The organism is Arthrobacter sp. NPDC093125 (genome assembly GCF_044754225.1).
Lineage (GTDB): Bacteria > Actinomycetota > Actinomycetes > Actinomycetales > Micrococcaceae > Arthrobacter.
Map to the genome: position 1 here is coordinate 236070 of NZ_JBIVOQ010000002.1, position 26760 is coordinate 262829.

At 62.3% G+C, this 26760-nt stretch carries 26 protein-coding genes and 1 pseudogene; 4 read left to right on the forward strand and 23 right to left on the reverse strand.

The genetic code is table 11. The features are described from left to right. Window positions 1-312 precede the first annotated feature (312 nt). Window positions 313-696: a hypothetical protein gene (locus tag ACIP9X_RS05610; protein ID WP_400478741.1), complete on the forward strand. Its 384-nt coding sequence runs from the start codon at window positions 313-315 to the stop codon at window positions 694-696. Between the two features lie 52 nt (window positions 697-748). Here the strand turns inward: ACIP9X_RS05610 and ACIP9X_RS05615 are convergent, their stop codons facing one another. From ACIP9X_RS05615 to galE, 12 genes and pseudogenes are all read right to left on the reverse strand, one after another. After that, complete coding sequence (locus ACIP9X_RS05615) at window positions 749-1351, reverse strand: hypothetical protein (protein ID WP_400478742.1); 603 nt, start codon at window positions 1349-1351, stop codon at window positions 749-751. A gap of 11 nt (window positions 1352-1362) precedes the next feature. Then, complete coding sequence (locus ACIP9X_RS05620; protein WP_400478743.1) at window positions 1363-1785, reverse strand: helix-turn-helix domain-containing protein; 423 nt, start codon at window positions 1783-1785, stop codon at window positions 1363-1365. After that, window positions 1782-2042 (reverse strand): hypothetical protein, encoded by a 261-nt coding sequence (locus tag ACIP9X_RS05625; RefSeq protein WP_400478744.1) that lies wholly within the window; start codon window positions 2040-2042, stop codon window positions 1782-1784. The genes ACIP9X_RS05620 and ACIP9X_RS05625 overlap by 4 nt, the downstream gene beginning before the upstream one ends. Continuing rightward, window positions 2039-2275 (reverse strand): hypothetical protein, encoded by a 237-nt coding sequence (locus ACIP9X_RS05630; RefSeq protein ID WP_400478745.1) that lies wholly within the window; start codon window positions 2273-2275, stop codon window positions 2039-2041. The genes ACIP9X_RS05625 and ACIP9X_RS05630 overlap by 4 nt, the downstream gene beginning before the upstream one ends. Then, on the reverse strand, window positions 2272-2433 hold the full coding sequence (locus tag ACIP9X_RS05635; protein ID WP_400478746.1) for a hypothetical protein: 162 nt from the start codon (window positions 2431-2433) through the stop codon (window positions 2272-2274). The genes ACIP9X_RS05630 and ACIP9X_RS05635 overlap by 4 nt, the downstream gene beginning before the upstream one ends. A 4-nt stretch (window positions 2434-2437) precedes the next feature. Then, entirely contained in the window at window positions 2438-2629 is a 192-nt protein-coding gene (locus tag ACIP9X_RS05640) for a hypothetical protein (RefSeq protein WP_400478747.1), read from the reverse strand. Further along, window positions 2626-2766 carry a hypothetical protein gene (locus tag ACIP9X_RS05645; protein ID WP_400478748.1) on the reverse strand — a complete coding sequence of 47 codons (141 nt, stop codon included), beginning with the start codon at window positions 2764-2766 and terminating at the stop codon, window positions 2626-2628. The genes ACIP9X_RS05640 and ACIP9X_RS05645 overlap by 4 nt, the downstream gene beginning before the upstream one ends. Next, window positions 2763-2945 carry a hypothetical protein gene (locus ACIP9X_RS05650; protein ID WP_400478749.1) on the reverse strand — a complete coding sequence of 61 codons (183 nt, stop codon included), beginning with the start codon at window positions 2943-2945 and terminating at the stop codon, window positions 2763-2765. Before ACIP9X_RS05650 ends, ACIP9X_RS05645 begins: the two co-directional genes overlap by 4 nt. Beyond that, window positions 2942-4312 carry an AAA family ATPase gene (locus ACIP9X_RS05655; RefSeq protein ID WP_400478750.1) on the reverse strand — a complete coding sequence of 457 codons (1371 nt, stop codon included), beginning with the start codon at window positions 4310-4312 and terminating at the stop codon, window positions 2942-2944. The genes ACIP9X_RS05650 and ACIP9X_RS05655 overlap by 4 nt, the downstream gene beginning before the upstream one ends. Window positions 4313-5118: 806 nt before the next feature. Beyond that, the gene (locus tag ACIP9X_RS05660; RefSeq protein ID WP_400478751.1) at window positions 5119-6537 is read right to left on the reverse strand and encodes a recombinase family protein; all 1419 of its coding nucleotides are present in this window, start codon (window positions 6535-6537) and stop codon (window positions 5119-5121) included. A gap of 44 nt (window positions 6538-6581) precedes the next feature. Then, window positions 6582-6848, reverse strand: a pseudogene (locus ACIP9X_RS05665) (CpaF family protein); the annotation flags it as partial. A 133-nt stretch (window positions 6849-6981) separates the two neighbouring features. Beyond that, window positions 6982-8001 carry a UDP-glucose 4-epimerase GalE gene (gene galE, locus ACIP9X_RS05670; RefSeq protein WP_400478752.1) on the reverse strand — a complete coding sequence of 340 codons (1020 nt, stop codon included), beginning with the start codon at window positions 7999-8001 and terminating at the stop codon, window positions 6982-6984. 370 nt (window positions 8002-8371) lie between these two features. Between galE and ACIP9X_RS05675 the strand changes: the two genes are divergently transcribed. Beyond that, window positions 8372-11545: a GH25 family lysozyme gene (locus ACIP9X_RS05675; protein WP_400478753.1), complete on the forward strand. Its 3174-nt coding sequence runs from the start codon at window positions 8372-8374 to the stop codon at window positions 11543-11545. Window positions 11546-11630: 85 nt separating this feature from the next. On the opposite strand, the gene ACIP9X_RS05680 is transcribed toward ACIP9X_RS05675, so the two are convergent. From ACIP9X_RS05680 to ACIP9X_RS05710, 7 genes are all read right to left on the reverse strand, one after another. After that, window positions 11631-12773, reverse strand: coding sequence for a glycosyltransferase (locus ACIP9X_RS05680; protein ID WP_400478754.1), 1143 nt, complete (start codon window positions 12771-12773; stop codon window positions 11631-11633). A gap of 74 nt (window positions 12774-12847) precedes the next feature. Beyond that, window positions 12848-13945, reverse strand: a complete 1098-nt coding sequence (locus tag ACIP9X_RS05685) for an acyltransferase (protein ID WP_400478755.1) — start codon at window positions 13943-13945, stop codon at window positions 12848-12850. Next, complete coding sequence (locus ACIP9X_RS05690) at window positions 13942-14352, reverse strand: DUF2304 domain-containing protein (protein ID WP_400478756.1); 411 nt, start codon at window positions 14350-14352, stop codon at window positions 13942-13944. The genes ACIP9X_RS05685 and ACIP9X_RS05690 overlap by 4 nt, the downstream gene beginning before the upstream one ends. A gap of 4 nt (window positions 14353-14356) precedes the next feature. Next, window positions 14357-14995: a glycosyltransferase family 2 protein gene (locus tag ACIP9X_RS05695; RefSeq protein WP_400478757.1), complete on the reverse strand. Its 639-nt coding sequence runs from the start codon at window positions 14993-14995 to the stop codon at window positions 14357-14359. 82 nt (window positions 14996-15077) lie between these two features. Further along, a complete protein-coding gene (locus ACIP9X_RS05700) occupies window positions 15078-15566 on the reverse strand; it encodes a hypothetical protein (protein ID WP_400478758.1) in 489 nt (162 codons plus the stop codon). Continuing rightward, complete coding sequence (locus ACIP9X_RS05705) at window positions 15563-16909, reverse strand: glycosyl transferase (protein ID WP_400478759.1); 1347 nt, start codon at window positions 16907-16909, stop codon at window positions 15563-15565. Before ACIP9X_RS05705 ends, ACIP9X_RS05700 begins: the two co-directional genes overlap by 4 nt. Continuing rightward, window positions 16906-17874 (reverse strand): hypothetical protein, encoded by a 969-nt coding sequence (locus tag ACIP9X_RS05710; RefSeq protein WP_400478760.1) that lies wholly within the window; start codon window positions 17872-17874, stop codon window positions 16906-16908. Before ACIP9X_RS05710 ends, ACIP9X_RS05705 begins: the two co-directional genes overlap by 4 nt. 163 nt (window positions 17875-18037) lie before the next feature. On the opposite strand from ACIP9X_RS05710, the gene ACIP9X_RS05715 reads away from it, so the two are divergent. Next, window positions 18038-19858, forward strand: coding sequence for an ABC transporter ATP-binding protein (locus ACIP9X_RS05715; protein WP_400478761.1), 1821 nt, complete (start codon window positions 18038-18040; stop codon window positions 19856-19858). Window positions 19859-19984: 126 nt separating this feature from the next. On the opposite strand, the gene ACIP9X_RS05720 is transcribed toward ACIP9X_RS05715, so the two are convergent. From ACIP9X_RS05720 to ACIP9X_RS05730, 3 genes are all read right to left on the reverse strand, one after another. Then, window positions 19985-20989 carry a glycosyltransferase gene (locus ACIP9X_RS05720; RefSeq protein WP_400478762.1) on the reverse strand — a complete coding sequence of 335 codons (1005 nt, stop codon included), beginning with the start codon at window positions 20987-20989 and terminating at the stop codon, window positions 19985-19987. Between the two features lie 42 nt (window positions 20990-21031). Then, window positions 21032-22153, reverse strand: coding sequence for a glycosyltransferase (locus ACIP9X_RS05725; protein WP_400478763.1), 1122 nt, complete (start codon window positions 22151-22153; stop codon window positions 21032-21034). A gap of 67 nt (window positions 22154-22220) precedes the next feature. Next, window positions 22221-23327: a glycosyltransferase gene (locus tag ACIP9X_RS05730; RefSeq protein ID WP_400478764.1), complete on the reverse strand. Its 1107-nt coding sequence runs from the start codon at window positions 23325-23327 to the stop codon at window positions 22221-22223. Window positions 23328-23474: 147 nt separating this feature from the next. Here ACIP9X_RS05730 and wecB point away from each other — a divergent pair, with 147 nt between their 5' ends. Further along, window positions 23475-24539 (forward strand): non-hydrolyzing UDP-N-acetylglucosamine 2-epimerase, encoded by a 1065-nt coding sequence (gene wecB / locus ACIP9X_RS05735; RefSeq protein WP_400479047.1) that lies wholly within the window; start codon window positions 23475-23477, stop codon window positions 24537-24539. 142 nt (window positions 24540-24681) lie between these two features. On the opposite strand, the gene ACIP9X_RS05740 is transcribed toward wecB, so the two are convergent. Then, entirely contained in the window at window positions 24682-26679 is a 1998-nt protein-coding gene (locus ACIP9X_RS05740; RefSeq protein WP_400478765.1) for a DUF6541 family protein, read from the reverse strand. Window positions 26680-26760: the final 81 nt, after the last annotated feature.

The window sequence follows — 26760 nt, forward strand, 5'->3', positions numbered from 1 at the left end:
GCCGATTCATACAGCCGTGGGCAGAGCAGCCGTGACTAAGCCATGGGCAGTACAGGCCGGGTGGGGAGGGGCGATCCCCTACCTGTCGCTCGCGTACTATTGCGACCCTTCCCGCGATTCGGCCTGTAGGGTCCCGGTACACGTGAGACTGTTGGCTTTTTGTTGTGGGTGTTCGGGTGTGTCTGGGCATGAAAAAGCCCGCCATGAGCGGGCTGCGTATGTGTCGTTAGTCGGCTGGACCTGAAATGTTCTGTTATTCGGGTTTGGTGCCATATTCTGGCGCTTTATATTCGTTTTGAACGAGGGGGAATCATGAACTTCAAACCATCAGCCGGGATCTTTGTAGCGGGTCTTGTTACCTCTATAGCCGGGGCGCTGCTCGCTGTCATTGCCGCGGGAATCTCTGGTTCGGCGTCTTCTGGTGCAGGTGCCGGGGCTGCGGGCATGGGTTTCGTTAGTTTCGCCGTGTCAGTAGCTGGTCTGGTCATGATGTGTGTCGGTGCCCGCCGCGCCTTGCTGATCATTGATTCTTTGCCTGCGGCGTTTTCTAACCTCATTTCAAGGCAGGGTCAGCCTTCACACCAGCCAACTCCTGCCCCGCAGCAAGCCCATCAGCAGTTCCCTCAGAACTACTCACCGCAGCCTCACATGCAGCCTCAGCATCAGGGGTACACGCAGCTGCCTCCCGTGGAGTAGGCGGTTGAAGGCCCCAGTGAGACTCATCCCAACGGGGCCTTCAACTATCCGGTTAGGCTTCGGCGGCGAGACTTTCGATCATGCCTTCGCTGTGGCGTGCGATTTCAGCCGGGGCGCTGAGGGTGTAGCTCATCGCGTGGTTCATGACGCCCTCGATGCTGGTTTCCTGGTTGTGGAGATTGGCGAGTTCCTGAAGCTTGGACCCGTAGTAGGGGTGCTTGGCGGTGTAGTTGTTGACGAGGTTGCCCCAGCCGGCTTCCGCCGCCTTGCCGACGATGGCCTTGGTGAGGATCTCATCGTTCGACAGGTCTGCCCGGTCCAGCAACTCGAGGGCCTGGGCTTCGTCCTTGATCGCAGATACACGGTCCTGAGCGTCTCGGTAGCTGATGGTCGCGTTCGCGTCGCTGCTTCCGCTGAGCCCGAACAGTGAACGCCGCAACGAGTCGGCCTTGCTGGCCCGTGCTGCCTTGTCTTCGGCTTCGAGGGCGGTGATCTGACGCTTGTACTGAAGGTAGTTGGCGGCGATCTGCTTCCGCTGCCCCTCGGGGGTGAGGTTCTTGTTGTTGCGGATGTAGTCGGCGGTGCGGTTGTGCTCGCCGATGAGCGCCATGGCCTTTTGGGCCTGCGGGGTGTTGGATCCGGTGAGGTGTCCCATGATGTTGTCTCCTATGCTGCGGTGGCCGCGTTCTTGGCGGCGCTGAAATGTTCTAAATCTTCTCGAGTTATCCGCCATCTGCCGGCGACGTTGGTCGCGTGGAGGCGTTGTTCTTGGATGGCGAGGCGGACGGCCCGGTCTGTGATTCCGAGCCTGTCAGCGGCTTGGCCCGTACTGAGCCACTGATTTAAGTCTGGGGCCACTTCCGGTTTTGCCGCCACTGGGGTTCCGGTTGCGGTAGTCCGCCAGGTGAGGGCAGCGAGCCGCAGCGCCACGAGGACTGCGTCCACCTCGGGATCGGCGCCCCGTTCCTGGATCCGTACCTCGTTCAGCTTCGCGTGACGCTCGAGCCAGGCGCACACCCTTGCCGGAATGACAACCACTGGGCCGTTGACGCCGTGAACATAGGCCGTTGCTGGCCGTGTCGTTGTCATGGCTGCTTCTGTTCGAGGTTGTCCGGGAAGTCTGTGACGTGGTCTTTCCACTGGTTACCGTGGATCTGTTTGAGGGCACCGGCTGCGATTACAGCGAGGACGATGAGCACCCGGTCTTGCATCCGCTGGCGCGTGATCCGCTTCAGCGTGGAGCTTGCCTGCTTCCCGTCCTCATCCGCAATCGACGTGATGAGGCTGCCGGCCATGTCCACCGCCCGCTGTGCCGAGGTCTTCCTCGGTCCCTGCTCGCCGGTCAAACCGCGTCCTGCTGAAGGGCATCAAGAACATCGGCGAGCTTGTCGGCGAGAGCCCACGCATGTTCAGCCGTGATGGCTGCCATCAGGAAGGTGCCCGAGTAGATCGCTACGCCCGGTGTCGCGCCGGTGTCGTGAGAGATGGCCGCGGGTATGACGCGGAGCTTCTGCCCCATGTCGTAGTTCTTCCCGTACATGTCCCGGCGGGACCTGAAGAACTCTTTGCCGCCGTTCACTTGGGCGCCTTGGTCAGTGGAGTGCCGGTCCGGCACGCTTCTGCGAGCGCCTTGAATCGCTCGGCACGCTCTGCCTGGTGGATGGCTCGCTCGCGCCACAGGGCGACTTGGGCCATGAGGTCCCAGCTATCGGTGTTTTTGTATGGGTCATAGCTCAATGTGTTAGCTCCTTTTCTTGCGGCGTTGGCGGTCTACTCGGTTGCTTGCCCTGTTGCCCGTGGGATCGGGGTGGAGCCCTCTGTCGGTGTGGGTTTCGGGGGTGTTATCCAGGGCTTGGAGCTTCTGGTTCATGCGTAGGCACATATCGCGCCAATAGCGGATCTCCGACTCGTAGCTCTCTGCGGAGCGGGTCACTGGTCGCCGCCTTCGTAAATGGCGAGGAGCTTCTCGAGGTCCTGTGCCCGTTGCTGCCAGCGGCGCCTCAGCGCCTGTTCGTGGAGGGCTTTGGCCTTCAGAGCGTCACAGAGCTTCTCGAGGTCTTCCTTGTTCACGCGGCCTCCCTCTGGTCATAAAGCGCCAATCGGGTGGTGGCCGACGCCAGTGAGGTTCGGAGGGCTAGGTTCTCGGCCTCAAGCCTGCTGACCTTCCTGTCGAGCCTCGCGATGATGCCCTGGCGCAAGTTAGCGAGCCGACGCCATTCCGAGTAGTGAGAGGGCTGAGTATCGGTCATGCTGCTGTCCTTAGCTGGTCGCACGTAAAGCAAATGTTGGGTTTCGGGGTGGGGTGCAGCGGGCAAGTCAACTCACTACTCAACTCACTACTACTTAGGGAGTTAGTGGGTTTAGGGAGAATAGGATCTTCGACGGCACTATTAGCGTCATTCTCACTAAAGGCACTAAACGCACTAATCCCATTAGTTATGGATCCACTAGTGAGTTGGTCAGTGGACTGGCTGGGAAGGCTGAATACCCAGGCCCCGCCGAAACCCGACTTGGCGGTATGCCCGCATTCCTTCTTGGCTTGCTCGATACTGCTCTTGCCGAAGCCAAGCCCTTCGAGGTGCGCGGTGAGTTCCTTACTCGGAACTGTGCCGCCGCGTGAGGTTACGTAGCTGACGAGTTCTTCGCGGACGGAGTCCTTTCTAGTCGGCTTCCGTTCCGCTTCGATTTCTTCGCGCTTCCACTCCCCGATAAGGTCCCGGATTGTCATGCACGCGTCAGATGGTGCCGTGAGGTGCGCTGTCGTGCCGGGGTCATCGTCCGACTGGGCCCGAACCTGTTCGACTGTGACGTTGAACTTCAGTGCATTAGCTATCCCTGTGACGTTTGACTTATCCGGCCCAACCCAAAGATGCTGCATGCTGGATTCCCGGTCCGTGCGAGCACGAGCCGCAAAGAGGACCATGCGTGCCTTTTGCCGCAAAACGGCGGTCGAGCCCATTAGGTCCCGAGTGTTGGCGGTATTGAGTCGATTTGTGTGAGTCAGCAGCAGCACGGCGACGTTATGACGCTGGGCGAGGATCTTCCACGGGTGCATAGCCTGTCGGGCTTGCTGGGAGTCCTTGAGGGTGAGGCTTCCGGATACCGTGTCCACCCAGGCGTCTACCACCACTAGCGCGGGCTCGATGCTTTCTTGGGAGAGCATTGCGTCAAGTGTGAGCATGTCGCCGTTCATGGCGTTCCCAAACACCGGGTTTCCGCTGCCGTCTTCCTCTGCGCTGAACACAAACACGCGGTCGATATCAGCACCTGCCAACTTGAGTCGGGCCAAAACTTCGCCGGTTGAGTCTTCGGTGACGATAACAACCACATCTGCCGGTTTCCGCGCTGGCATGTTGATTGACTTATCTGCGCGCCCGGTTGTGATGTTTGCTGCCATCCGAACCCAAAAGAGAGACTTGCCAATGCCTTCTTCGCCTACGAGTACGGTTATCTCGCTGCGGGGAAGCCATCCGCGGCCCAGCCATTTTGTAGCGGGCGGCGTTTTCATTTCGCTTAGCCGGCGCAGTTTGAGTACGGGGTTCACGGTCGTGGTTGTTAGTGCCAGTTTCGCCTCGTGGAGGGCGACTTCCCGCGTTTCCCATTCCTCCGGGGTCACGCGGCAACCTCATCGAAGTAGCCAAATTTGCCAGGCGTCTCCGTGTGTAAGATATGGGCCCGAATTTCCCAGTGTTGGTACGTGGCTACTGACATGCCGCCGCCGCCGAGCAGTGCTCCGATGGTGCGTTCCTGCTGCGGGGAGGGTTCTGGCCAGTCTGCGAGGATGGAGTCGATGTAAGCTGCGCGCTTGGCGGCTGCTTGACTGGCCTGCGAGGGGGACGGTAGAGTTCCAGTGTCTAGCCCGTATGAGCGCGGGTCTGGATAAGCGTGAGCCAAAGAAAACTCCTTAGTGAGTACCTAGCCCGTTAAAGGGTGAGTTGACATGAAGAGGTTCACGCGGCACCGGCTGCCACTCCCTGCAACGGAGTGGCGGCTTTTTGCGCTTAACGATCCCCTTCTTCAGTTCCCACTATCCAGTACAGGTCCGACACTGGAAAGACCCCCTCGGGGCCGCATCACCACAGGCGCGGAGGCTCTATCCACAGGCGTAATTGCTACTCCTGGTTACCCGGTTTGCGGCGTGTCGACTTGCCCAAATTTGGGCGTGTCCGCGCATGTATGAGGGCTTCCCGTCAACAGCCGTATTAACCGATTCCCTTTAATTTCGCGGGTTCGGCTTGGAGATAGGGGGATCTGATCCCACCTCCCCCAGGGCAAGAAAAGCGCATGTTGCATGAACAGGATCTGGTAACCAAAAGTAACGCTCATAGCTCATATTCCACAGGCTGAGAGTCAAGGAACTGTGACACAAATCACACCGTTGCGATGGCTCCGTCGGCTGTGTTACGCAATCTGAGCTATTTGTTACGCCAGTGGTTCAATCAAAACCTGATCGTCCGCGAACTTAACGCCAGGTCCACTGGGCAGGATAGTGACCTTCAATAAGCTGCGGATAATCGTCCGCTTATGCTCAATCGTGGTCGCCTCCCATGCCGCCGCAGCTCCTGGCCCGGTCATGCCATGAAGAATCCGGTTAGGCTGCAACCTTCCAATGTCACGCTCCGCTGCCTCGAGCTGCACCTGTAGCTGTTCGTTGATGCGCGCCATCTGCCGCGCCGTGACCTCCCCCACCGCAAAACTATCCGCGAGGGTATCCATACGGGCTAGGACGGCATCACGGGCTTCCTGGGCGGAGCGTAGAGCGTCAGGCTTATCTGTGGCAGTGGAGCGCAGGTTGAACTTCGTCAGGTATGCAACCATGAAGTCATTCACCAGCTCGTCAACGGGGTCCATCCGCCGCGTGAGTTTCATGCAGCGAGGGCATACATAGGCCGAGCTCCGCTGCTTACCGTCCGGGCGCGGCTTGTGGACGTTGGGACGCAGCACGCCGCCGCAGCCTTCACGGCCACAAATGGCGATCCCTGAGAGCAAGTATCTGGCCTCGAGTCCGCGGGAGTGCCGCCGCCCTGGTGTAGTCAGGATGGCGAAGGCCTGATCGAAGGTGTCCTGACTGACGATCGGTTCCCAGTTGCCTGTCCCGATGATTTGCTTCTCATGGGTCCGGTGTCCGGCGTAACGGGGGTTCCGGAGCATGTTGCCGATCACGTTGCCCGCGAAGTCGTTGCCGCGACTCGTCTTGAATCCCCTGTCGGTCATGTACTTGGCGAGGCTCCGCAGTGATTGGCCGGCGATGACCATACGGTATAGCTCGCGGACCGCCTCAGCTTGGACAGGGTCGATGACTTCCCGGTAGCCGGCGTTCCTTCCTTGATCGTCAATGATGTGCTCGCGGCGGTAACCGAACGGGGTAACGCCGTGAGGCTTCCCCTCTTTCGCGTTCTCCTGGAATTTGCGCTTTAGACGGCGCGACATCTGTTCTACCTCATGCCGAGCCACGCTGCCCTTAATACGGGCCGTGAGGCGCCCCTGTGGCGTTGCTAGGTCCACTTCCCCACCGATGGAGGCAAGGGCGATGTGATGCCGGTCTGCTAGGTCGATAAAGCGTTCCAGCTCCGCGGGGGTGCGCGTGAGTCGGTCAACATCGAACACAATAACTGCGTCTATACCGCCCGTTTCGATCGCCTGCAGCAGCCGCTCATACTCTGGCCTGCGCTTGGATTTCGTTGCACTCACGTCGTTGTCAGTGAACACCTCGGCCAGCTTCCAGTCGCGCCGCTCTGCTTCCCTAGTGCAGTCGTCGATCTGCCTGGCAACACCGAGGGCGGATCCATCATCCGATGAGATGCGGGCGTAGATGCCGCAGGCCTGCACTTTAGAACTCATGCAATAAGAGTATGTCGCCTATGCAACATGTATGGCATGTTGACAGGCGCATTCAGCCAGATTTCCTCAATGTTGGGATCATCCAGCAAAGGCTGCAGTGCACCGAAGCCGGCGACAGCATCGAAGACAAACCTGCGCGCCGAATCAAGAGGCCCAAGCGGCGGAAGCGGGCCCATGAGGGCCCGCTCGTCGTAGTCGCTTACTGCTGCATCCACCAGCCGCCGGACCTCGACAGTCTGCCGCAACGGATCGAGACCACGCCTGCGGATCAGTTCCCGGACTTCGTCTTCGACTATCCGTACGGCATCCATGAGCTCCCCCAGGTGACTGCCGCCCCCAGCGGAGGCAGTCCGATTGGGTTAAAGCTATGGGATGGCGTGCTCCGGGGAAAGCAAAACGGACAAAGGTGTGGATAAATCAGTCCGCGCCAAGAACGCCGACGGGCTACTCCTGCCCGGCGTAGCCGAACGGGTTGGAGCTTTGCCAGCGCCAGTGGTCCTGGCACATCTGTGCAAGGTCCCGGTGCGCGGACCAGCCCAGGTCGGCGAGCGCGGCGGAGGCGTCGGCATAGCTGACGGCTGCGTCGCCGGGACGGCGGGGCGCGAATTCGTAGGGGATGGGGTGCCCGGCGGCGGCGCCGAACGCCTCAATGACTTCCAGAACCGACGAACCCCGGCCGGTGCCCAGATTCCAGCGGAAGGAGCCGGTCTTGGTCTCGAGGTAACGGAGGGCAGCGAGGTGGCCTGCGGCAAGGTCCATCACGTGGATGTAGTCCCGCACGCCCGTGCCGTCCGGCGTCGGGTAGTCGTTGCCGAAAACCATCACCTTCTCCCGGCGGCCCACCGCCACCTGCGCCACAAACGGCAGCAGGTTGTTGGGGATGCCGCGGGGGTCTTCCCCTATGCGTCCGGACTCGTGCGCGCCCACCGGGTTGAAGTAGCGAAGCAGTGCCACGCTCCAGCGGGGGTCGGCCTCGCTGAGGTCCGAGAGGATGTCCTCAATCTGTTCCTTGGTCCGGCCATACGGGTTGGTGGCGTCCAGCGGCGACTTTTCGATGAGGGGCACGTGCTCGGACGCACCGTACACGGTGGCGGAGGAGCTGAATACCAGCCGGCGGACACCGGCTTTTTCCATGCTCTCCAGAAGGTTCAGTGTGCCTACGACGTTGTTTTTGTAGTACCACAGCGGCTTCTCGACGGACTCCCCCACCGCCTTCAGGCCGGCGAAGTGGATGACGGCGTCGAAACCGCCTTCCGCGAATACCCCATCCACGGCAGCAGCATCAAGCAGGTCACCCTCGCGGAATTCCACGGATTTGCCGGTGAGTTCCTCCACCCGGCGGACGGCCTCGACGCTGGAATTCATCAGATTGTCGAGCACCACCACCTCATGCCCGTCCTCCAGCAGACAAAGTGCGGTGTGCGATCCGATGTAGCCGGCGCCGCCGGTGACCAAAACCTTCATGGCCACAAGTCTATGGCCTCGTCCAGGAGACACACGCTCACGGTATTAACGTTGCTTTCTCCTATCACATCTGCACCATTAACCACATTTGTCACATCGGTGTTACGGTAGATAGGCCTCAAGCGGGCGCTGCCAGACAGCAGCATCTGTCGGAATTACAAACGAATGCGAACCCGGGACCGTTGTCTGGGGTCTATCTTGGTTCAGGAGTCTCCCAATGGACCTTCCCCGCCAACCACACGATGCATCTGCGAGCAGTAAGCGTCCGCGTCGAGCTCTCGTGTCTGTGTGCGCAGCCGTTCTCGCCCTCGCGTTGGCGACCGGCTCCCCAGCAGCTGTTCAGGCAGACACCGCAACCCTGGCACCCAGGATGCAGCAGCCTGCCAATGAGAGTGATCCCGGGTCCTCCGAGTCGATGAAGAGCGCCATGCGTGAGGCCATCCCGGCCGGCGGGGCGGCGATGGGCGAAGGCTCTCCACAGAAGGCAGCCAGCGAAGAAGCAGCTGCCCCGTTCCGCACCCAGACCGAAGATACCGGCCGGATGTCCGCCCAAGCCTTCGACCCGGGGCACTGGCGCCCCTCCTTCGGTGTCGCAGGACAAGACGTCAGCGCCTATCAGGGAACGGTGGACTGGCAGGGGCAGTGGAACCAGGGCTCGCGCTTCGCCTACGTTAAGGCCACCGAGGGCAACTACTACCTGAACGAGCAGTTCTCCCAGCAATACAACGGCTCCCGGGCTGTCGGCATGCTCCGCGGTTCCTACCACTTCGCCATCCCGAACTGGTCATCCGGTGCCGACCAGGCCCGCTATTTCGTCGCCAACGGCGGGGCGTGGACGGCTGATGGCTCCACGCTCCCACCGGTGCTGGACATCGAATACAACCCCTACGCCGGCCGGACCATCAACGGCTTCTATTTCGGGGACACCTGCTACAACATGGCCGGCTCCAAGATGGTGGCCTGGATCGCCGAGTTCGGCAACACGGTACGCTCCCTGACGGGACGGTACCCCGTGATCTACACGACCACCGATTGGTGGAAGCGCTGCACGGGAAGTTCCGCCTCCTTTGGAAAGTACCCGCTTTGGATCGCGGCCTATCCCTCCGCTCCGTCGTCATCGCCCGGCGCGCTGCCCCCGGGATGGAGTAACTACAGTTTCTGGCAGTACAGCAGCACAGGCCCCTTCGCGGGCGATTCCAACATCTGGAACGGGGACCTTGCCTCGCTCCGGCGCTTTGCCTCCGTGGCCGACGCGACGGTACCTACACCCTCGATACCGTCCGAAGCCGCGGTCGTCGCCGCTGACGCCGCGGGCGCACTCTGGGTCTACCCGGCAACCGGAAGCGGCTCGCTGGCAGGCCGCCGCCAGATAGGCCAAGGCTGGACGGGCCTGCGGTCGATAAAGGCCGTGGACTGGAACTCGGATAACGTCCTGGACGTCGTCGCCCAGTGGACATCGGGAAAGGTGAACGTCTATCTGGGCGCCCCCGGTGGGGGCTTCTCGGCCGGCCCGGTTCTCGCCTCTGCCGGCTGGGAAGACTACCAACTGAGCATCGGCCACTGGATCACCGGCAGCCGCTACCCGCAGATCATCAGCCGCGACGCCGCGGGCGGGCTGCGCCTCTGGTCCACCAACTCCGGCACCAGCCTCAGCGGCAGCAGCCAGATCGGGCAGGGCTGGGCCGGCCTCAACGTGACCATGGTCGACTTCGACGGCGACGGACACCAGGACTTGCTGGCGCAGGACGCCGGCGGCGCCCTGCGCTTGTTCCGCTCGAACGGAGTCGGCGGCTTCATCAGCGAAGCCCGGCGCACCGTAGGCAACGGCTGGAACATGATGACCAGCGTCAGCGTCTCCAACGGCTTTACCGGCTACGGTTCGACGGGCCTGATGGCACGCTCCGCCGACGGCAGCCTGCGGCATTACCCGCTGACGGGGACCGGTTCGTGGGGACAGCCCCTCGACGTCGGCAACGGCTGGAACGGATATCTCATCTCCGGTGGTGAGACGGTCAACGTGGACCCCGGAACCCCTACGGCCCCGGCAAATCCGTCGATCCAGACCGCAGCGGACGTCGTCACGGTCGATCCCGCTGGAAATCTTTATCGCCGGTCCGCCAACGCTGGATCCCTGGGTGCAGCCAGCAAGATTGGCACGGGTTTTACAGGCCTTGCATCCGTTCATGTCACTGACTGGAACGGGGACGGCATCCAGGACCTGGCCACCCTCAGCACCTCAGGGACACTTGGAATCCACGCTGGGCTGTCCGGCGGCGGCTTTGCCGCGGAGACAACTATCGAGTCCGGCCTGTCTGGCGCTGATGTCACGTTCGGCCCCTGGCTCAAGGCATCCAAGTTCCCTGGCCTGCTTATACGCACGTCCGACGGCACGGTCCGCTTCCACGCCAATACATCAGGCGGAGCCCTCGCTCCAGCGACCATGCTCTCCGCAGGATTCGCCCGGACAGACGTGTCAATGGCAGACGCCGACGGCGACGGCAACCAGGACATTGTGGCCGTTGACTACCTCGGACGGATGTCGCTGTATCGCTCGGATGGCACAGGAAAGTTCATCGCCGAGACCCGGAAGCAGATAGCCACCGGGTGGAACACCATGAACAGCATCAGCCCAGCCCGGGACTTCACGGCCACCGGTTCCAATGGGCTTCTCGCACGCGACCGCACGGGACAGTTGAGCTACCATTCACTCGCAGCGGGGACCTTAGGTGCCAAGTCAGTGCTGCCCTCCGGTTGGAACGGTCTCCTGATCTCGGGCAGCGGCCTCCTGGTGCCGGAACGCGCCATCACCAGCACCACGGATGTGCTCACCGTGGACTCCAGTGGCGGACTCTGGAACCGGCCTGCCGGTAATTCCTCCCTCGGCAGCGCGTACCAAATCGGGCTCGGCTGGTCAGGCATGAGGTCGTTACATGTCGTGGACTGGAACAGCGACGCAGTCCCCGACGTCCTAGCCCAAAAGCCTGACGGCACCCTGTCCGTTTATCCAGGCTCGGCGGCGGGCGGGTTCGCCACGCCCTTCACTGTGGCCGCAGGAGGATTCACCCAGGGCGCCTTGGTCACGGGCAAATGGGTTTCCGGGTCCAGGTACCCGGGGCTGGTGGGCTACGCTGCCGACGGAACGCTGTACTACTGGGCGAACCCGACCGGCCGGACGTTGAGCGCTCCCGTCCGGATCGGAACCGCCTGGTCAGGCCTCAAGATAGCCATGATCGACTTCGACTCCGACGGCCGGCAGGACCTCTTGGCCGTCGACTCCGCCGGCGCCATGAGGCTCTATCGCTCCAACGGCACCACCCGGTTCATCCCGGAAGCCCGCAAGACCGTTGGCACAAGCTGGCAATCATTCCGCCAGTATTCTGCCGCTGCGAATTTTGCCGCCAGTGGCAGCAAAGGCATACTCGCGGTCCAGCCCACCGGGCAGCTGAAATACTACCCGGTGGTAGCCGGAAGCCGTTGGGGCGCCGCCTTCACCGCCGGTACCCTGGGGACGGCGTCGATTGTCTCGTCCACCTCCGCAGGCTGATCGTTCCTTAAGACAGAAGGCGGCTACCGCAGTTCGCGGGGAGCCGCCTTTTTGTCTTGCTAGCTTGTGCAGTCCGGAAGGGTTACTAAGCCCGCGCCGGCTGCGACTTCACGATGCCCTCAACGGCTGCCTGCCAAGCCAGCACCTGGGACTCGGCCGAGAGCGGCCGGGCGGCGGCGTCCGCCGCCCGCTTCCACTCGGAGATCTTCTCAGCCGTCAGGCCGTGCAGCGTTTCCCGCAACGATGCTGCAGTGAAATCAGCTGTCACCGCTCCAAGCCCATACTGCTCCATCAGGGGCACCATGGACGGACTCGGTCCTGTGATCAGGCCGATGCGTGCCTGAACTGCCTCAAAGAACTTGTTAGGCAGCGTGTGTTCCAAATTGAACGTCGTAGGGGGGAAAAACACGATCGAAGCGTCGTACTCGCTCATTGTCTTCACAAGCTCGGTGTAGGGAACAGGCTCACGGAAACGAACCGCGGGCACACCGACAGCGAGGTTCTTGAGCTCCTCCAGGTAGTCAGGTTCGTTTGGCATGACAATCATGTCCAAAGTGAGCCAGTCGGGTGCGTCCGTCATAGCCTCAACCAACATCTCGAGTTGTCTGTAGCGCTGGGCAGCCCCGCTGTGAACCAGTCTCAGCGTTGGGCCAACTGGCTGTGCCTTCCCTGCAGTGTAGGGTGCGGCATTTGTGACGACGTCTACAGAGATTCCGTAATCCCTCGCGTAGGCCTCGGCAATGCCCTGGGACACGGTCGTCACGGAAGACGCCAAGGGCAGGTAGCGACGACACAGCCACCGCATGAACGGGGCTACCGCCAGCCGCCATTTAGGATCCGCCTCCTTCTCTCGGGGTGCAAACTCGTGAAGGTCTGCGTGGACGCCGAGCCGGGGCTGAAGTTCCAAGGCGAGGGGCAGCGTGTTCAGATCGTTGGCCAGAACCACATCGAATTCGTCCCTGGGCAGGACACTGCGCGCAGCCGACACGGCGGTCATCCCGTTGTAGACCCGAGGATAGCGGCGCGTCAGGAGGCCGACCTTGTCGGAAGACCAACCACGGGAATCATCCGGCAGGGCGTAGTGGCTATCGACTCCTTCCGGGGCACTGCCATAGCCGCAGGTGGAAACACGATACTTGCCTTTGAACAGCTCAACCTGCTTGAGGACCCTGGGATCCGATCGGATGGGTGAAAAGGTCAGGATCAACAGCGAGGGCAGTTCAGTCATGCCGTCAATTATCCCAGACGTCTTGCCAGGCCCGGACTTCACCAGGACCACGACGGCCCGGAATCATCAGCGCTTCAGAAAATTCTGCGGAGGACGGGAACCCTTCGGGCAAGCAAGGAAATTCCGAAGCTGCAAGCAAGTGTGGCCGCGAAAGCGACAAAGATGACTGGGAAAGATTTTCCAACCGCTACCGCAGGCCAATTCAACCTGATTGCTTCGAAAACGACCAAGTGGACCAAGAACACGCCGAAGGCTGCATTTGATAGCGCCAAGACGAGCGGTGCCGTACGCACAGGAGCCAATTTCGTAGCGAACGATAATGTAACGGTGAAGGTCCCCAAAGCCGCCAGGGCCACCCCAAGCCCAACGTAGGAGACAGGCAGAACGGCGTCCAACGCTGGAAACTGCCCCTTGTGGGCATATTGCCAAATCAGCTGTCCGATGAGGCACAGCGTGGCGAGGGCGGCTACTGCCAGTCGTGCTCCACTTAGGCGGACTCCCCTGAGTGCATACCCAGCCAGGAAATAACCAACATAGGGCATCCAGTGCGTCAGAAAGTTGAGATGAATGGGGCGGGAAATGCCCAAGAGTCCCAAGATGCCGGGAATCGAGTAGTACACCAGGGCCGCTGTCAGGAACGAAGCTGCTGCGATTGCGGCGCGCCCCCTGCCTCCACCCCGCAGAAAAGCTCCCAGCACTGGCGCCACAAGGTAGAGACCGGCAATGAGCCACAGGAAATAGAGTTGAGTGAATACAGAACCGTCAACCAGCATCTGCAGGATGCGCGGTAGGGGGAGCTCTTCGCCGCGCATCCAGATCCGCACACCGATGAGATAGATAAGGTGCCAGGCGATAATCGCCGGAACGAGCCGCAACGCGCGCCTGCGGTAGAAGCGGGCAGGACTCTCCGTTGCCATCCTGGATCCAAGAATAAGGGCACCGGAGATCATGACGAACACCGGGACTACCCAAACGAAACCGATGTCAATAATCACTGCAACCAGCCATGAACGGCTCCCCCGGGGGGCACGCCCTATCAGGTAGCCGAACACATGGATAGCGACTACACCGCAGATACTCACAATCCGCAGTATGTCCAGCCCGAACTCCCGAGAGCTCTTATTTGCGGTCCTTGGGGCGGTCTCGATGGTTCCGGCTAGGGCGGACGTCATTGTCCTCCTTGCGCCGGCGGCGTCAGGCGTCGGTCAGGCTCCACTCCTTGGCTCCGAAGGGACTCGTCCTTGCCCGGTGGTGGTGTCTCATCCAGGGCGATTCTCCGGGAGAGCTTGGTCAGGGTGGATTCCATGTGGCGGAACCGCTGGTACGTGGTGGCCATGAAGACCATGAAGCTCACGATGAGTCCATACAGCACCAAGTCGGTTCCGCGGCCAATGCCGAGTACCCGTGCCACGCGCGTCAGCAACTCGGGGAAGAAAATGGAGAGCGCGGCCACGCAGGCGAATAGAACCAGCATTATGCGCCGGATGGCGAGGTGCCTGGCGTTGGAGCCACCGCGCATCAGTGCCAACGACACGATGATGACGGCAAGGACGAGGGCTACCTGAACAATGATCTGCACAATTTCACCTAAAGAAGAGGTCAGCGACGATATTGACCGAGTTCAGCAACGACTGGCCTTTAGATTTCGAGTAGTCCGTATAGATGATCTCCACCGGGTGTTCGACCCAGCGCGGATTCATCTCGGCAAGCTGATGGATAAGTTCGGAGGCGTGAGCCATGCGGTTCTGCTGCAGGTCGATGCGACGGGCAACCGTAGGACTGAAGGCACGGAGGCCGTTGTGTGCGTCGGTCAGGGCCATGCCGGTCGATAGCCGCGACTGCACGGCGGCCGTCCGCAGCACCAGCCGCTTCAGCGGCGACAGTTTTGTGCGGTCATCGAGGAACCGGGAGCCGAGGACGACGTCGGCCTCGCCGGATCGAATCCTGTCGGCCATCGCCAGCGCGTCAGCGACGCGGTGCTGGCCGTCGGCGTCGAAGGTGACGATGCAGTCCAGCTCCGGATCCTGGAGCGAGTACTCGATGCCGGTCTGCAGCGCCGCACCCTGACCCAGGTTAACCGGGTGCTGGACAACCACGGCGCCTGCCTGCCGCGCCACGTCCTGGGAGCCGTCAGTGCTGCCATCGTCGACACAAACAACGTGGGGGAAGACTTCCCTCAGCCCCTCGATGACAGTGCCGACGACGGAAGCTTCGTTGTACATGGGTATGACTATCCAGGTTCGACTCACCCGTCAAGTATTCCACAGGCTGCATGTGACGGGCTCATCGCGAAACGGCGGACGGTTACTTTCGAACTACCTGCCTCAGCACGTGCAGCATAGCTACTGGACCGTGCACCAGACGGGCATCGGTGAGCTTTTGCAGCTGCCACACGGAACGGTCTGCGGTGAGGTCTGCCGCCACGATAATGTCGGATTTGCGGAACGTCTCCTGTAAGTCCGACCGTCCGGCCACTGCCCGCGCCACCCGGCGCGATTCCAAGTTATCCGTTAGCAGCCGCCCGGCAATTCCAACTGGCCCGGACTTCCGGGCTGCGGATGACAGCAATGCGGTAAAGGGCCCCGGCCTTGGCTTTGCCAGCGCCACGACACTCAGGCGGCTGTCCCCGATCGTCACCGTAGACCCGCCGTCGTCCATGTAGACCGCTGTTCCCTCGACCGCTGCCGCTTCCACCACACCTGACGCACGCTTCCACAGATCATCGATGACCGACTGCGGATGCTTAGTGCGTCCGACGACGAAGGTCAGGTGCAGTGCCTTGTCGGAAGTCACGCCTGAGTCCTTTCTTCGGAGCTGGCCGGCAATGAACGTCCCGAACCGTAGCCAGCTATTCCGCGCAGCTCATCAATAACCGGTTCCAGCATTTTGGTGCGGAGGAATTGCTGCCCATAGTCCCAGGCAGCGGCCCAACGCTTCTCGTCCGGATCCTTCAGGGCTGCCGCGCAATCACGGAGCGCATTCGCGATCCCGTCCGGTGTAAGCTCCTTTGCCGGGAACCAAAGCGGATAGTCCCGGAGGAGGTCAGTTGCAGCGTTCTCCATGTCATGGACGGAAACGATCGGAAGCCCCGTAGCCAAATACTCGGCAGTCTTGCCGCCGGTCACATATCTTCCGCTGGAAAGCAGGAGAATCAGGGCATCCATGCTTCGGTAGAACCCGGCGACGTCGCGCTTAGAGATTGGCCCGTCGTAGCGAAGGCCGTTGTCGCTCTCCGTTCCGAAGACTTGGAGAACTTCCGCGCTTGCGGCTCCTGACGCGCTCAGTTTTCCTCGGAAGACCGCCTCCGCCCGCCCGCTACCGGGCCCAAAGGCAGCACCCCAGCCGTCCACGAACTCCTGAAGCGGCATATTCACGTATTGGAGTGTGCCCAGATAACCAAAGCTCGGGCGTTCCGTTGCCCGCGCGACCGGCCTGGCGTGGCCAGGCTGGGGGTCGAAGCCGTTGGCCACCACACGCATCAGATGTGCGGACTCAGGATACCGCCGCGCGTATTCGTCTCTGATCTGGTTATTTACGAACCAGACCTGCACAGCGTCCTGCAGATATTCGGCTTCACGCTGTCCGAGGGAACTACCGGGGCGAAAGTCTTCCTCCCCGCTGATCGTGTTGAAGGCCCACGCGTCACGGTAGTCCATGACGTACGGGACGCCGTCCAGCGCCCGGGCAACCCCAAACGACACATAGGGCATGGCCGAGGCCATGACCAGGTTGACCGGTTTGACTGCATGGATGCTCCGGGCCGCCTTCGTGGCCGGCTCCAGCCAGGCACCGTGGAAATCCTCCGGAAAGGCCCGGCGGCTGCGGCGGCGCAATACTTCCTTCCACAGGTAGGGAGCCTCGATCCTGAAGCGCGGGTAGCGGCGAAGGTCGCCCTTGGCGGCCTCCTCGGCGCCCCCGTCGTCCACTGTGACCACCTGAATGCCCGGGTTGACGGATTCCGCCAGCTTCTCGTCCACTCCCGAAATCTCGGACCAGACCTCTGGGTCTACGGTGAGGACAGTTACGTCCCAACCGTCCTGGGCGAAGGCATTCGCCACCGCCGTGCAGCGGTAGACGGAGGAGGCGGTGCTGGGCGGGAAAGCATAGGCAACATAAAGCAGATGCGGCTTGGTCATGCGGCGGCGTCCAGCACTTTGGCGTAACCCGCTTCCAATTTGGGTATAAGGGCGGTTGGACTGTGGACCCGCGACACGTAAGCGGGACCGCCCAACTTGCGGGAGAGCGCCACTGGAGCGCTCAGACTCTCACGCACCGCCTGGGCAACCTCGGACCGCGCAACTCCTACCACCGCCTGCCCATCGAGGTACTCGTCCACGGGGTCAGCAAAAATCAATGGCACTCCAATTCCCATCGCCTGCAGCTCACTCAGCCCCAAGACGCCTGTCACCTGCCCGACGGCGACGTGGGCAGTGGCGAGTTCCCGCAGGTAGAGGGCCTTGGCCATCTTCGGCAGGAGCTTGATGCCGAGTGCGGCAGCCTCCGGAGCACGATCGCCCCAGTCAAGTCCCACAATATCCACGTCCCCGGAGTTGCCCACGGCTGACACGACGTCGGCTGCAGTCTGCAGCAAAGCATCCCCTCCTTTGGAACCGTCCCACCGCGACGGGAAAAGGACTCTGGGTTTCACCGCCGGGGTCCAGACAGGAAGCTCATCCATATCCACCGGAGCTGGCAGGTATTCAGCATCGGACCGTGCCTGCTCAGCCTTCTCACGCAAGTCGGGAGTCGTGTACCAAACCTGGCCAGCGCGGTCGATGTCTTCTTTGATTACTCGGTGATGCTGGTCCTGCCAGTAGCTCTCCCGAATGTCGGTGCCGTGAAGAGTCAAGGCGTAAGGGCGGGAAAAGGTGCCCCGCGCCCACTTCGCCCGTCCGCCCATGTTGACATGCCACAGCTGCGTGCGCGGGTAGGCGGCTACCTGCTCCAGACGGAACCGGTAATACGCAGCCTTCGTGCCTCCACGGGTCCAGGGACCCTGGATGATCCTCCAGGGTTTTCCTAGCCGGACACCGGCGTCGACGATCGTCTTACCGACGTCGGCGCAGTCAAAGAGCTGTGTAGCACGGATATGGTCACTCATGCCCTCATCCTCTCATTGAGATCGGACCGGAGCCATTTCAGGTGCGCTACGCTCCACTACGCCGACCAGCACATAAGCGCAGCCGCGCCGGGCCATGCAGCCCGGGTATGGCGCCGCGGGTAGTATTGGAATGTTTCTTCCCCTTCCGTTCTGGAGTAAATTCTTGAGACACCTGCGCCGCACATTGCGCGAACTACTGCCGCTGCTGCCCTCCAATGCACGCAGGTTCCTCATCCTCTTCGGCGTTCTGTCAGCTGTTTTGGCGCTGCTCGACTCGGTGGCCCTCGGAGTGTTTGCCCTCGTACTCAACCAGATCCTCAAAGGCGGGGACATGAGCCTGCCGGTACTTGGCCGGATCAGCCAGGAGTTCGGTCTGCTGTTGCTGGTCGGATCAGCCATGGTGATGATTTTGAAGTCGGTACTGAACATCTGGCTGCAATGGATCTCCACGAGGAAATTCGCCGACTATGAACTCGACATCGGCACAGTACTTTTCCAGAGCTACATCCGCGCCCCATGGACGGAACGCATGAAACGCTCCACCGCTGAGCTGGTGCGGATGATCGACGTTGGCATCGCCAATACGATATCCGGTGTACTCCTGCCAGCCGTCACCCTGCCGGCCGTGGCTCTGACCTTTGTCTCGGTCCTTGTGGTCCTCATCGCCGCATCGTGGCAGACAGCGCTCGCCACCCTCATCTACCTCGGTGCCATCGCAGCGGTCATGTATTTTTGGCTTTCCAAGAAATCGTACGAAGCCGGACGCGTCAACAGGGATGCTGCCACGCGCATGGCCACCCTGGTCGCAGAAATGCTGGCAGCCCTGAAAGAAATCACCCTCCGGGACAAGGCCGATGAGGTCGGTGCAATAGTTAACCGCAGCCGTGAAACGGCAGCGCGGTCCCGGTCAAACATCCGTTTCATGGGAGCAGTACCGAAGTTTGTCATCGATATGGCGCTCATCGGCGGCTTCCTACTCATCGGAACTCTCGGCTACCTGACTGGCGGTATCGAGGTCGCAATGACGTCCGTGGCCATCTTCGGCCTGGCTGGCTTCAAGATGGTTCCCGCCCTTACCCAGATGCAGTCCCAACTCACGGTAGTGCAGTCGACACTTCCTTACACTGAGACGGTGATGCGGGATATCAAGGACGCCGCTGAATTCCGTAAGCACGCGGAAAAACTGGGCCGGAACCCCATCCGGCACGAGCCGAAGATGCTCGAACTCAATCAGGTGGAGTTCACCTATCCGGACGCTGGCCAGCCGGCACTGCAGAACATCAATCTGCGGCTCCCGATCGGCTCGTCGATGGGCGTCGTTGGGCAGTCGGGCGCCGGAAAATCCACACTGATCGATATCTTCCTGGGCCTGCTGACTCCCTCCGCCGGCGCTATGACGCTCGATGGCGTCCCGCTGGAGGAAGTCCTGGCCGACTGGCGCAAACGCGTGGGCTACGTGCCCCAGGAAGTCGCCATATTCGACGGCACCGTCGCCCAGAACGTCGCCCTCACGTGGGGCAGTGACGTTGACGAGGGCCGCGTCCGCACGGCACTCCAGCGCGCCCAGCTCCTGGACACCATTGAGGCGCGCAAGGGCGGAATTCACGGGCGCGTGGGCGAACGGGGCCTTGCCCTCTCCGGCGGCCAGCGCCAGCGGCTTGGAATCGCCCGTGCCCTGTATATGGACCCTCTGGTGCTCGTGCTGGACGAAGCTACGAGCGCACTGGACACCGCCACTGAGGCGGCTGTCGCTAAAGCCATCGGCGAACTGCACGGAGAAACCACCGTCATCTCCGTGGCGCACCGCCTGTCGACGATTCGCGACTACGACCAGGTCTGCTTTATGAAGGAAGGCACCATCCTCTCCCAAGGCACCTTTGACGAGGTTGTCCGGGCGAACCCGGATTTTGCCGAGCAGGCAGCACTCGCTGGCCTTCACCGCACCACCGACGATGCACCCCTTGCGCAACCCCAGGTGGGGTAAAGAATCACGCGGCCAAAGAACGCGTTCGTTCGCCTGTCAGAAGGTCACAGACCAGGAGGACAGGAAGCGCTAGGAGGACAGGAAGCGCGGCTGCGCTTCCTGTCCTCCTAGTCTATTCACCACACACTATTTCACTACCGCCGCTACGCGCTTGTAGAGAGCGTCCAGCATGGGGACATACTCTGCAGCGTCATAGCGCGGAATAGCCCATGAGCGCCCGCCAAGTCGAGCAGATACTTCGTAAGGGTCCTGCAGCGCGTCGACAATCTGTTCGACTGTCTCTTCAACGCCGCCTTCCATCACGGGTGGCACTGTTCCGTCGTCCGGTCGCGGAAGCCGGCTGCCAAGGGCCGCCACCGGCAGTCCGATGCACAAGGCTTCGAACTCGCTCGTTGAGAAGTAATTCGAAGCTTGTCCTACCCCCACCCATGCGCGGCTAAGCCGTGCATAATATTCCTCCTGCGGCAGCTTCTCCAACATCGTGACCCCAATCCGCTCGGCCGCCTGCGATCCGGGGCCCCAATTTAGCCCCACCACGTCGGCCTTGCCTTTGACCGCTCGGCACAGTTGTTCCACCAGGCCGAGCTGCCGGCCTACTCCCTTGTCATCGTCCCACCGCGATATAAATAGAACCGTTGGCGGCCCCGAGGGCGCCCATGTAGGCAGGCCGGCCACGTCAACCAGGGACGGCAGGAACTCAGCGTCCGAGCGGGCAGCCCGGGCGTCGTGTTCGTTGTCCGTGTTCGCATAAAAGACGTGCTCTGCCCCATCAATCGCACGCTGGATCTCGTCTTTATAGACCGGATCTTTCCACTGCTTTCTGATGTCGGTTCCGTGCAGCGTGAGCACGTAGGGGCGCGATGGCATGCCCCGCTCCTTGATGAGGCGCGTGCTCGTACCATAGTGAACATGCACGACGTCGGCCGCGTGAAGCCGGACCGCCCGACGTGCGACATAGGGAACGAAGCGCGCCCGGGCAAGAAGCGGGTTCTTCGGCGCAGCAGTCATGGGTCGTACCTGTTCGGGCGGCATGTAGGCCCATTTGATGCCAGCCCTCGCCGCGGCCCGCACCATGTTGCGGGCCACAAAGGCACAGTCGTTGAACTGAAGCACCTTGGGCTCTGAATTCATGGATTTCCCTCCGTCTTCCGGATGATCGTCAATTCGTGTGTTTCAGGCGCGTGCCAGGGCCGTTGTATACGCACGGTCAAACAGCTCCCCCACGGCCTCCGGCGAAAATCTTTCCCGAATGGGACCGGCGATGTCCTCGGCGGGTATGTCCCTAAAAGCTTCTACGGCCTCCAGTACGGCCCGTCCCAGCGATTCCGGCGTCACGTCCTCCACGAGCCTGCTGTTAGCTGCATCGGCGTAATCGCTGAAGCCGCCCACCTGCGTTGCCACTACGGCACGTCCGGCGGCGAGGGCCTCGGCTGCCGACGTGAAAAAGTTCTCCTGTGCCGTCGGGAGAAAGAAAAGATCAGCCGCGGCCAGGTGCCCGGCCACATCCGCCGGCCGCACTGAGCCGGCCAGCGTCACCTGGTCCGCAAGACGGAGTTCCGCTACGCGGGCCTCAACGTCACCGCGCAGGGGGCCGTCCCCCACCCAGGTTAGGTGGGCGTCTGTGCCGTGGTCCCTGAGCCAGGCGATTGTTTCGACTGCCTCCAGCGGCCGTTTCCGGGCAACCAGGCCCCCGACGGCGACCAGCCTAAGGGGATTGCCGAAGGATGCAGGAACGACGGCGTCGCGTCCCTTCACGACGCACGGCACCACGGTGGCGGCTCCGGGCCGTGCAAAGCGCTGCATCTCACCTGTGAGCTGTCCGGTGACGCCGGTGACAACGTGGGGCAACCGCAGAACCGCGCGGACTCCGGCCAGTTTCGACCAGAGGGGCGACACGCTTGCCGGGTTGACCACACCGTTCCAGTGCTCGGTGTGCACCCAGGCCCGGCCCCGGCCGGCGAGGGTACGGGCTGCCCACGGCAGCAGCGTGACGAGGATGGAGGAGAACGCCATCGTATGGACGACGTCTGCCCACGCCATTTCCCTGGCGAGCGTCCGGGCAGCCTGAACGAGAGTGAAGGGCCGTTTCGGATCGGCCGGGATGCGCCGCACCGGCGTTCCCTCCCACAGGCCCGTCCTTTGCTTGGGCATGCCGAGCGTGCTCCCGAGTCTCACATGCACCACCCGCACGTCGTGGCCCCGGCCGCGGATCGCCTCGACGTGTTCGGCATTGAAGGGCGCCTCGGTCGGATTCTCGTCATGGGGATACCACGTAGCAATTACCAGGATCTTCATGTGTTCCTTCGAATGGTCGGGAAATCTGCAGGACGGCCCGGCAGGGTGACGCCGGAAGGCGCGTCTACTACACGAGGGCGGAAGCGCTCATGAAGCGCAGCGGGGCCTCGGGATGCAGCACCGTGGTGACGTTCCGGGGGAACCAGGTCTGCGGGCTTACAAACCGGCGCCGGGCCCGGGCCAGGGACGTCATCACTTCCACGTCCGCCTCCTCCCGGGCAACGGCGTCGAGCAGCTTTCTGTCTGCCAGCGCCAGCGGACGAACGGCGTGCGGCGCGCTGAACAGCAGCTTCCGTAGCTCCTGCGCCATCTCACGGGCATCCGTAGTGTTCCACGTACCCGCTTCGGCCCGCAGCAGGACATGGCCAAAGACATGCACGCGGATGATCTTGGTGACAATCGCTTCCCTGGCGCGTTGGGGAAGCCCCTGGAACCACGCGGACAGCACGAGGTCGGTGGCGAAGGCCAGGTCTTCCGTGACGGGCCGGGGGGTGTGGGTCACCCGGACGGCGGCGTCGGCATGAACCAGGTAACGCGGCAGGCCCCGGCCGTAACTGATCTTCGCTCCTGAGAACCACAGCCGGGCAGAAAAGGACTGGTCCTCGCCCGTCGCGTAGCGCGGCGGAAACGTGAGGCCGAGCCGGCGTACCAGGGCCAGGTTCAGCAAGCCCAGCGGCGCGGTACGGTAGGTCAGCCGGTCCGCCACGGGATCCAGGTGTCCCCGGTGTGCGCGCCTGACCACAGGAGTGTGGATGGCGCCGCCCCCTGCATGTGCCATCGGCGCTATCAGGACGTCGGATCCGTCCCGTTCGGCGGTCTCCACCCACTGCACCAGCGCACCGGGTTCGATGGAATCATCGCTGCCCATGATGGCCACCCAGGTGCCTGTGGCTTCGGCGATCCCGTGATTGAAGGGACCGGCGGGGCTTTTGATCCCGTCGACGTAGTGCAGGAAGCGGACCAGGCCGCGGTGCTCCGGGGCCACGCGCTGCCGGATCGGCTCCACGTCCGTGTTGTGGCACACCACGTTTATCCTCAGCCGGCGCCGCGCACCGGCTTCGGCGGCCAAACCACCCTCCATCAGGGACGCCACAGCCCGCCCCACCGGCCGGTCCGGGGTGTGCACGGCTATCACCACGTCGAGCAGCACGGAGTCCTGTGTTTCGTTGTCCACCCAGTAAGGTTATCGCGGGTCCGAAGCAACCCTGCCGAGGAGGGCCCCGAGCCCGGGCGTCGGAGGTGCAGAAGCGCAAGCTTCGCGTGATCCCCAAAAACGGTCCCGCGAAAAAATCGGGGCATGCCTTCAACTAAACTGGACCGCATGCGAATTCTCAGCGTCGTTGGAGCGCGTCCCCAGTTTGTGAAACTTGCGCCGATTGCGGCAGCCATGGAGGGTCAGGTTGAACACCTGATCGCCCATACAGGCCAGCACTATGACGAGCTCATGAGCGATGTGTTCTTCCGGGATCTCGGTATCCCCGCACCCGACTTCAACCTCGGTGTGGGATCCGGCAAACACGGAGCCCAGACCGGTGCCATGCTGCACGGACTGGAAAACATCCTGGAAGAGGCCGCCCCCGATTGCGTCCTGGTTTACGGCGACACCAACTCCACACTGGCGGCAGCGATCGCAGCCATCAAGATGCACATCCCCGTCGCGCACCTCGAGGCAGGACTGCGTTCCTTCAACCGGCGGATGCCGGAGGAGCACAACCGCGTCCTGACAGATCACAGCGCGGACCTCCTGCTGGCCCCCACAGAGGTGGCCGTTAAGCACCTCGCCACCGAGGGCCTCGCTGAAAGGACAGTCTTGGTGGGAGACGTCATGACCGACGTCCTCTTCAAGGTCCGCGACATGCTCGACGGCCGGGAACAGCCACTGCCTGTCGACGCAGAACCGGGCCAGTACTATGTCTGCACCATCCACCGGCCTGACAACACCGATTCCCCGGAACGCCTGGCCGCCATCATTGCGTCCCTGGCCAGCCTGGAGAAGCCGGTGTTCCTTCTGGCCCACCCCCGGCTTGTCAGCCTGGCCGCCAAGCACGGCATTAACCTGGAACAGGGAGCCGTGCGCGTCGCGTCGCCACTGGCCTACCCGCAACTGGTTCACGCCGTCCGGAACAGCGCAGGCGTGATCACCGACTCCGGCGGACTGCAAAAGGAAGCCTTTCTGCTCCGGACCCCCTGCACGACCATCCGGCCCGAAACCGAATGGGTGGAGACCGTTGAACTGGGCTGGAACGTGCTTGTGAGCAAGGACCTGAGCATCCTGGCTGACACGGTACGCCGGCCGGCGCCGGCCCCCACGGATGCGACCCCCTACGGCGACGGCCGCGCGGCTGAGCGCACCGTCACGGCACTGATCCAGGCATTCGGAAGCTAACGCCAAGAGACCGGATTGCAAAGACCTCCGGAACCGGCGCCCACGTGGCGCCCGTTCCGGAGGTCTTTTCACATGCGGGGGTGCGCCCAGCTGCGGCCGCACGTGGCCCCGCCCGTAGCCCCCGCTTGAGCTGCATGTGCCGTTAGCTGCAGGCCACAACCTTGAACAGCTTCGCATTACCCTGCTGGTCCACGAGCTGAACCGCGTCCGAAGACGCAAGGTCCTGCAGCCCGGGATAAGTCCTGCTCTCCGGGTGGTCAAGGAGATACTGCTTGCCGAAGTCCAAGGCGTAGGACACCTTGGTTTCCCGCACTGCATCGCAAACCCCGGGCGAACTGTCGGCCTCTGCGAGCGACTCAGCCACCACCCGCATGCTCTTGCTCTCCCGCTGGCCCATGTGGAACTCCAGCACCTTTCGGTCCGCAAAGGCGTAGGCAAGAGCCCCGCCGTTCCACGGGTTCACCGCGATGACCGCATCCTCGGGAACTTCCGAGTCCAGCCGCGCCAACAAGGCATATTCGTCCGAGGAGACGATGGAGTCTTTTGTGTCACGTTCAAAGAAGTACTGGCTGGATGCCACGTATCCCCGGACCGGACCTGTCTGCGCGGCCCATCCAAGAACTAGGCAGGACGCAAGCAGGCCGGCAAAGCCAGGAACACCGCTCAGCCGTATCCCGCGCACTGGCCGCAATCTCAAGGCCAGCATGCGGGCAACCGGCTTGACGGCGTCGGCTGTGGCCAATACGCCCAGCGCTGCCAGCACCACCACGAAGATTGGAAGATAGGAGGCGAGGCGGTACGTGTCCTGATACCAGGTCCCCGTGAAGAATGCCCGGGCCCAACCTGCCGCAAATCCGGCAGCCACAACATAAAGGAACCCGGCGACCACATAGCATCCGAACAGCCAGAGCTGTGAACGCCGGCGGATAATCCTGGCGATGCCGACCAGGGCCAGCACCGAAATAAGGAGCGTGGCGTCCGTTTTCATCGGCCCATTGGCAATGACCTCGCCAATCGCGCCCGGCACGGTCTGGTGCGGCGTCCAGCCGTTGTACGGCGCCGGGCGCAGCTTCTGCCACGCGAGGACAACGGCAACCGCACCCGCGACCGATGCCAAGGCCACGGCGGCAAATTTCGCCACTGATGCCTTCGTCCGGATCATCTGCCTGACGTACAGGAAAAGCCGCGCCAGAACGATCGGGATGCTGAAGGCAAGAAGTGCGTTAACGGCGCTCATGTGGGACAGAGCCAGTCCCGGTACGGCCATCAGCAGAACAAGCCAGGCCCGCAATGGAGGTTCACGGAGCGTCGGTGACAACCGGCAGACGAAAATCACGGCCGCGACACCGGCAGGGAGAGCGCTGACGGAGAGCAGGTTGGGGAACAGCGGCCCCCAGACCAGCAGCAGGTAGGGGAAGGCGAGGAAACCCGCCGACATAACCCCCGCTGCCATCAGGCCGACCGGACGCGCCCCGATGATCACGCGGGTCAGGAACACCACGGAAATCGGCCAGATCACCGCTGAAGCAACTAGGTTGACGATGTTGACAGAGACAGGCACGGACGCACCTGTCAGCTGGGACACGAGGGCACCGAGCGAATGCCACACTGCAGGGTATACGGAGGATAGTCCACCGGTGCCGCCGGCCATACTGCCGAGATTCAAAGTTGAGGCGTTGCCCGTGTCCAGGACATAGCGGACAGCATTCAGGTGAAAGACGTTGTCATAGCGCTGGGAGATGTTGTCCGGCATGCCGACCAGCTGGATGAACCGGCGGGCGATAAGGAAGGCACCCGCCGCGACGCCGATGGCGCCTGCTGCAAGAGTCGGCCAGCCGTCGCCGTGCTGCACCGGCCGCTGAATTGAGCGGCCCTGATACCGCTCCCAAGGCCGCTGTGTGATGGCCCAGCAAGCGGCGGAAGCCAAGACGGCAGTCACAACAACGACGCCGATCCCCCACTCGACACCTAAGAACGGAGCAAGGATCGCTCCGACTCCAGCGATGGACAGCGACAGCACAGGCGCGAGTCCCACCAGGCTGGTACGCCGGAAGCCGAGAGACCATGCCAGCGCGGCACCCGGAAGGAGCACGATTGCCAACGCGACCAACAAAGCTGGCAAGGTCTCGAGCCAGGACACATTTCCTCCAATTGAATATTTCAAGTATCAGCCAACGCATGGCAGCCCGCGTATGCGGTCGGCGGGCAACCATGTGCATAG

Bases quoted from the DNA above. Each gene is read 5' to 3' on its own strand.
- ACIP9X_RS05610 (WP_400478741.1), top strand. From the start codon at position 313: ATGAACTTCAAACCATCAGCCGGGATCTTTGTAGCGGGTCTTGTTACC.
- ACIP9X_RS05615 (WP_400478742.1), bottom strand. From the start codon at position 1,351: ATGGGACACCTCACCGGATCCAACACCCCGCAGGCCCAAAAGGCCATG.
- ACIP9X_RS05620 (WP_400478743.1), bottom strand. From the start codon at position 1,785: ATGACAACGACACGGCCAGCAACGGCCTATGTTCACGGCGTCAACGGC.
- ACIP9X_RS05650 (WP_400478749.1), bottom strand. From the start codon at position 2,945: ATGACCGATACTCAGCCCTCTCACTACTCGGAATGGCGTCGGCTCGCT.
- ACIP9X_RS05660 (WP_400478751.1), bottom strand. From the start codon at position 6,537: ATGAGTTCTAAAGTGCAGGCCTGCGGCATCTACGCCCGCATCTCATCG.
- galE (WP_400478752.1), bottom strand. From the start codon at position 8,001: ATGAAGGTTTTGGTCACCGGCGGCGCCGGCTACATCGGATCGCACACC.
- ACIP9X_RS05675 (WP_400478753.1), top strand. From the start codon at position 8,372: ATGCAGCAGCCTGCCAATGAGAGTGATCCCGGGTCCTCCGAGTCGATG.
- ACIP9X_RS05680 (WP_400478754.1), bottom strand. From the start codon at position 12,773: ATGACTGAACTGCCCTCGCTGTTGATCCTGACCTTTTCACCCATCCGA.
- ACIP9X_RS05685 (WP_400478755.1), bottom strand. From the start codon at position 13,945: ATGACGTCCGCCCTAGCCGGAACCATCGAGACCGCCCCAAGGACCGCA.
- ACIP9X_RS05695 (WP_400478757.1), bottom strand. From the start codon at position 14,995: ATGTACAACGAAGCTTCCGTCGTCGGCACTGTCATCGAGGGGCTGAGG.
- ACIP9X_RS05705 (WP_400478759.1), bottom strand. From the start codon at position 16,909: ATGACCAAGCCGCATCTGCTTTATGTTGCCTATGCTTTCCCGCCCAGC.
- ACIP9X_RS05710 (WP_400478760.1), bottom strand. From the start codon at position 17,874: ATGAGTGACCATATCCGTGCTACACAGCTCTTTGACTGCGCCGACGTC.
- ACIP9X_RS05720 (WP_400478762.1), bottom strand. From the start codon at position 20,989: ATGAATTCAGAGCCCAAGGTGCTTCAGTTCAACGACTGTGCCTTTGTG.
- ACIP9X_RS05725 (WP_400478763.1), bottom strand. From the start codon at position 22,153: ATGAAGATCCTGGTAATTGCTACGTGGTATCCCCATGACGAGAATCCG.
- wecB (WP_400479047.1), top strand. From the start codon at position 23,475: ATGCGAATTCTCAGCGTCGTTGGAGCGCGTCCCCAGTTTGTGAAACTT.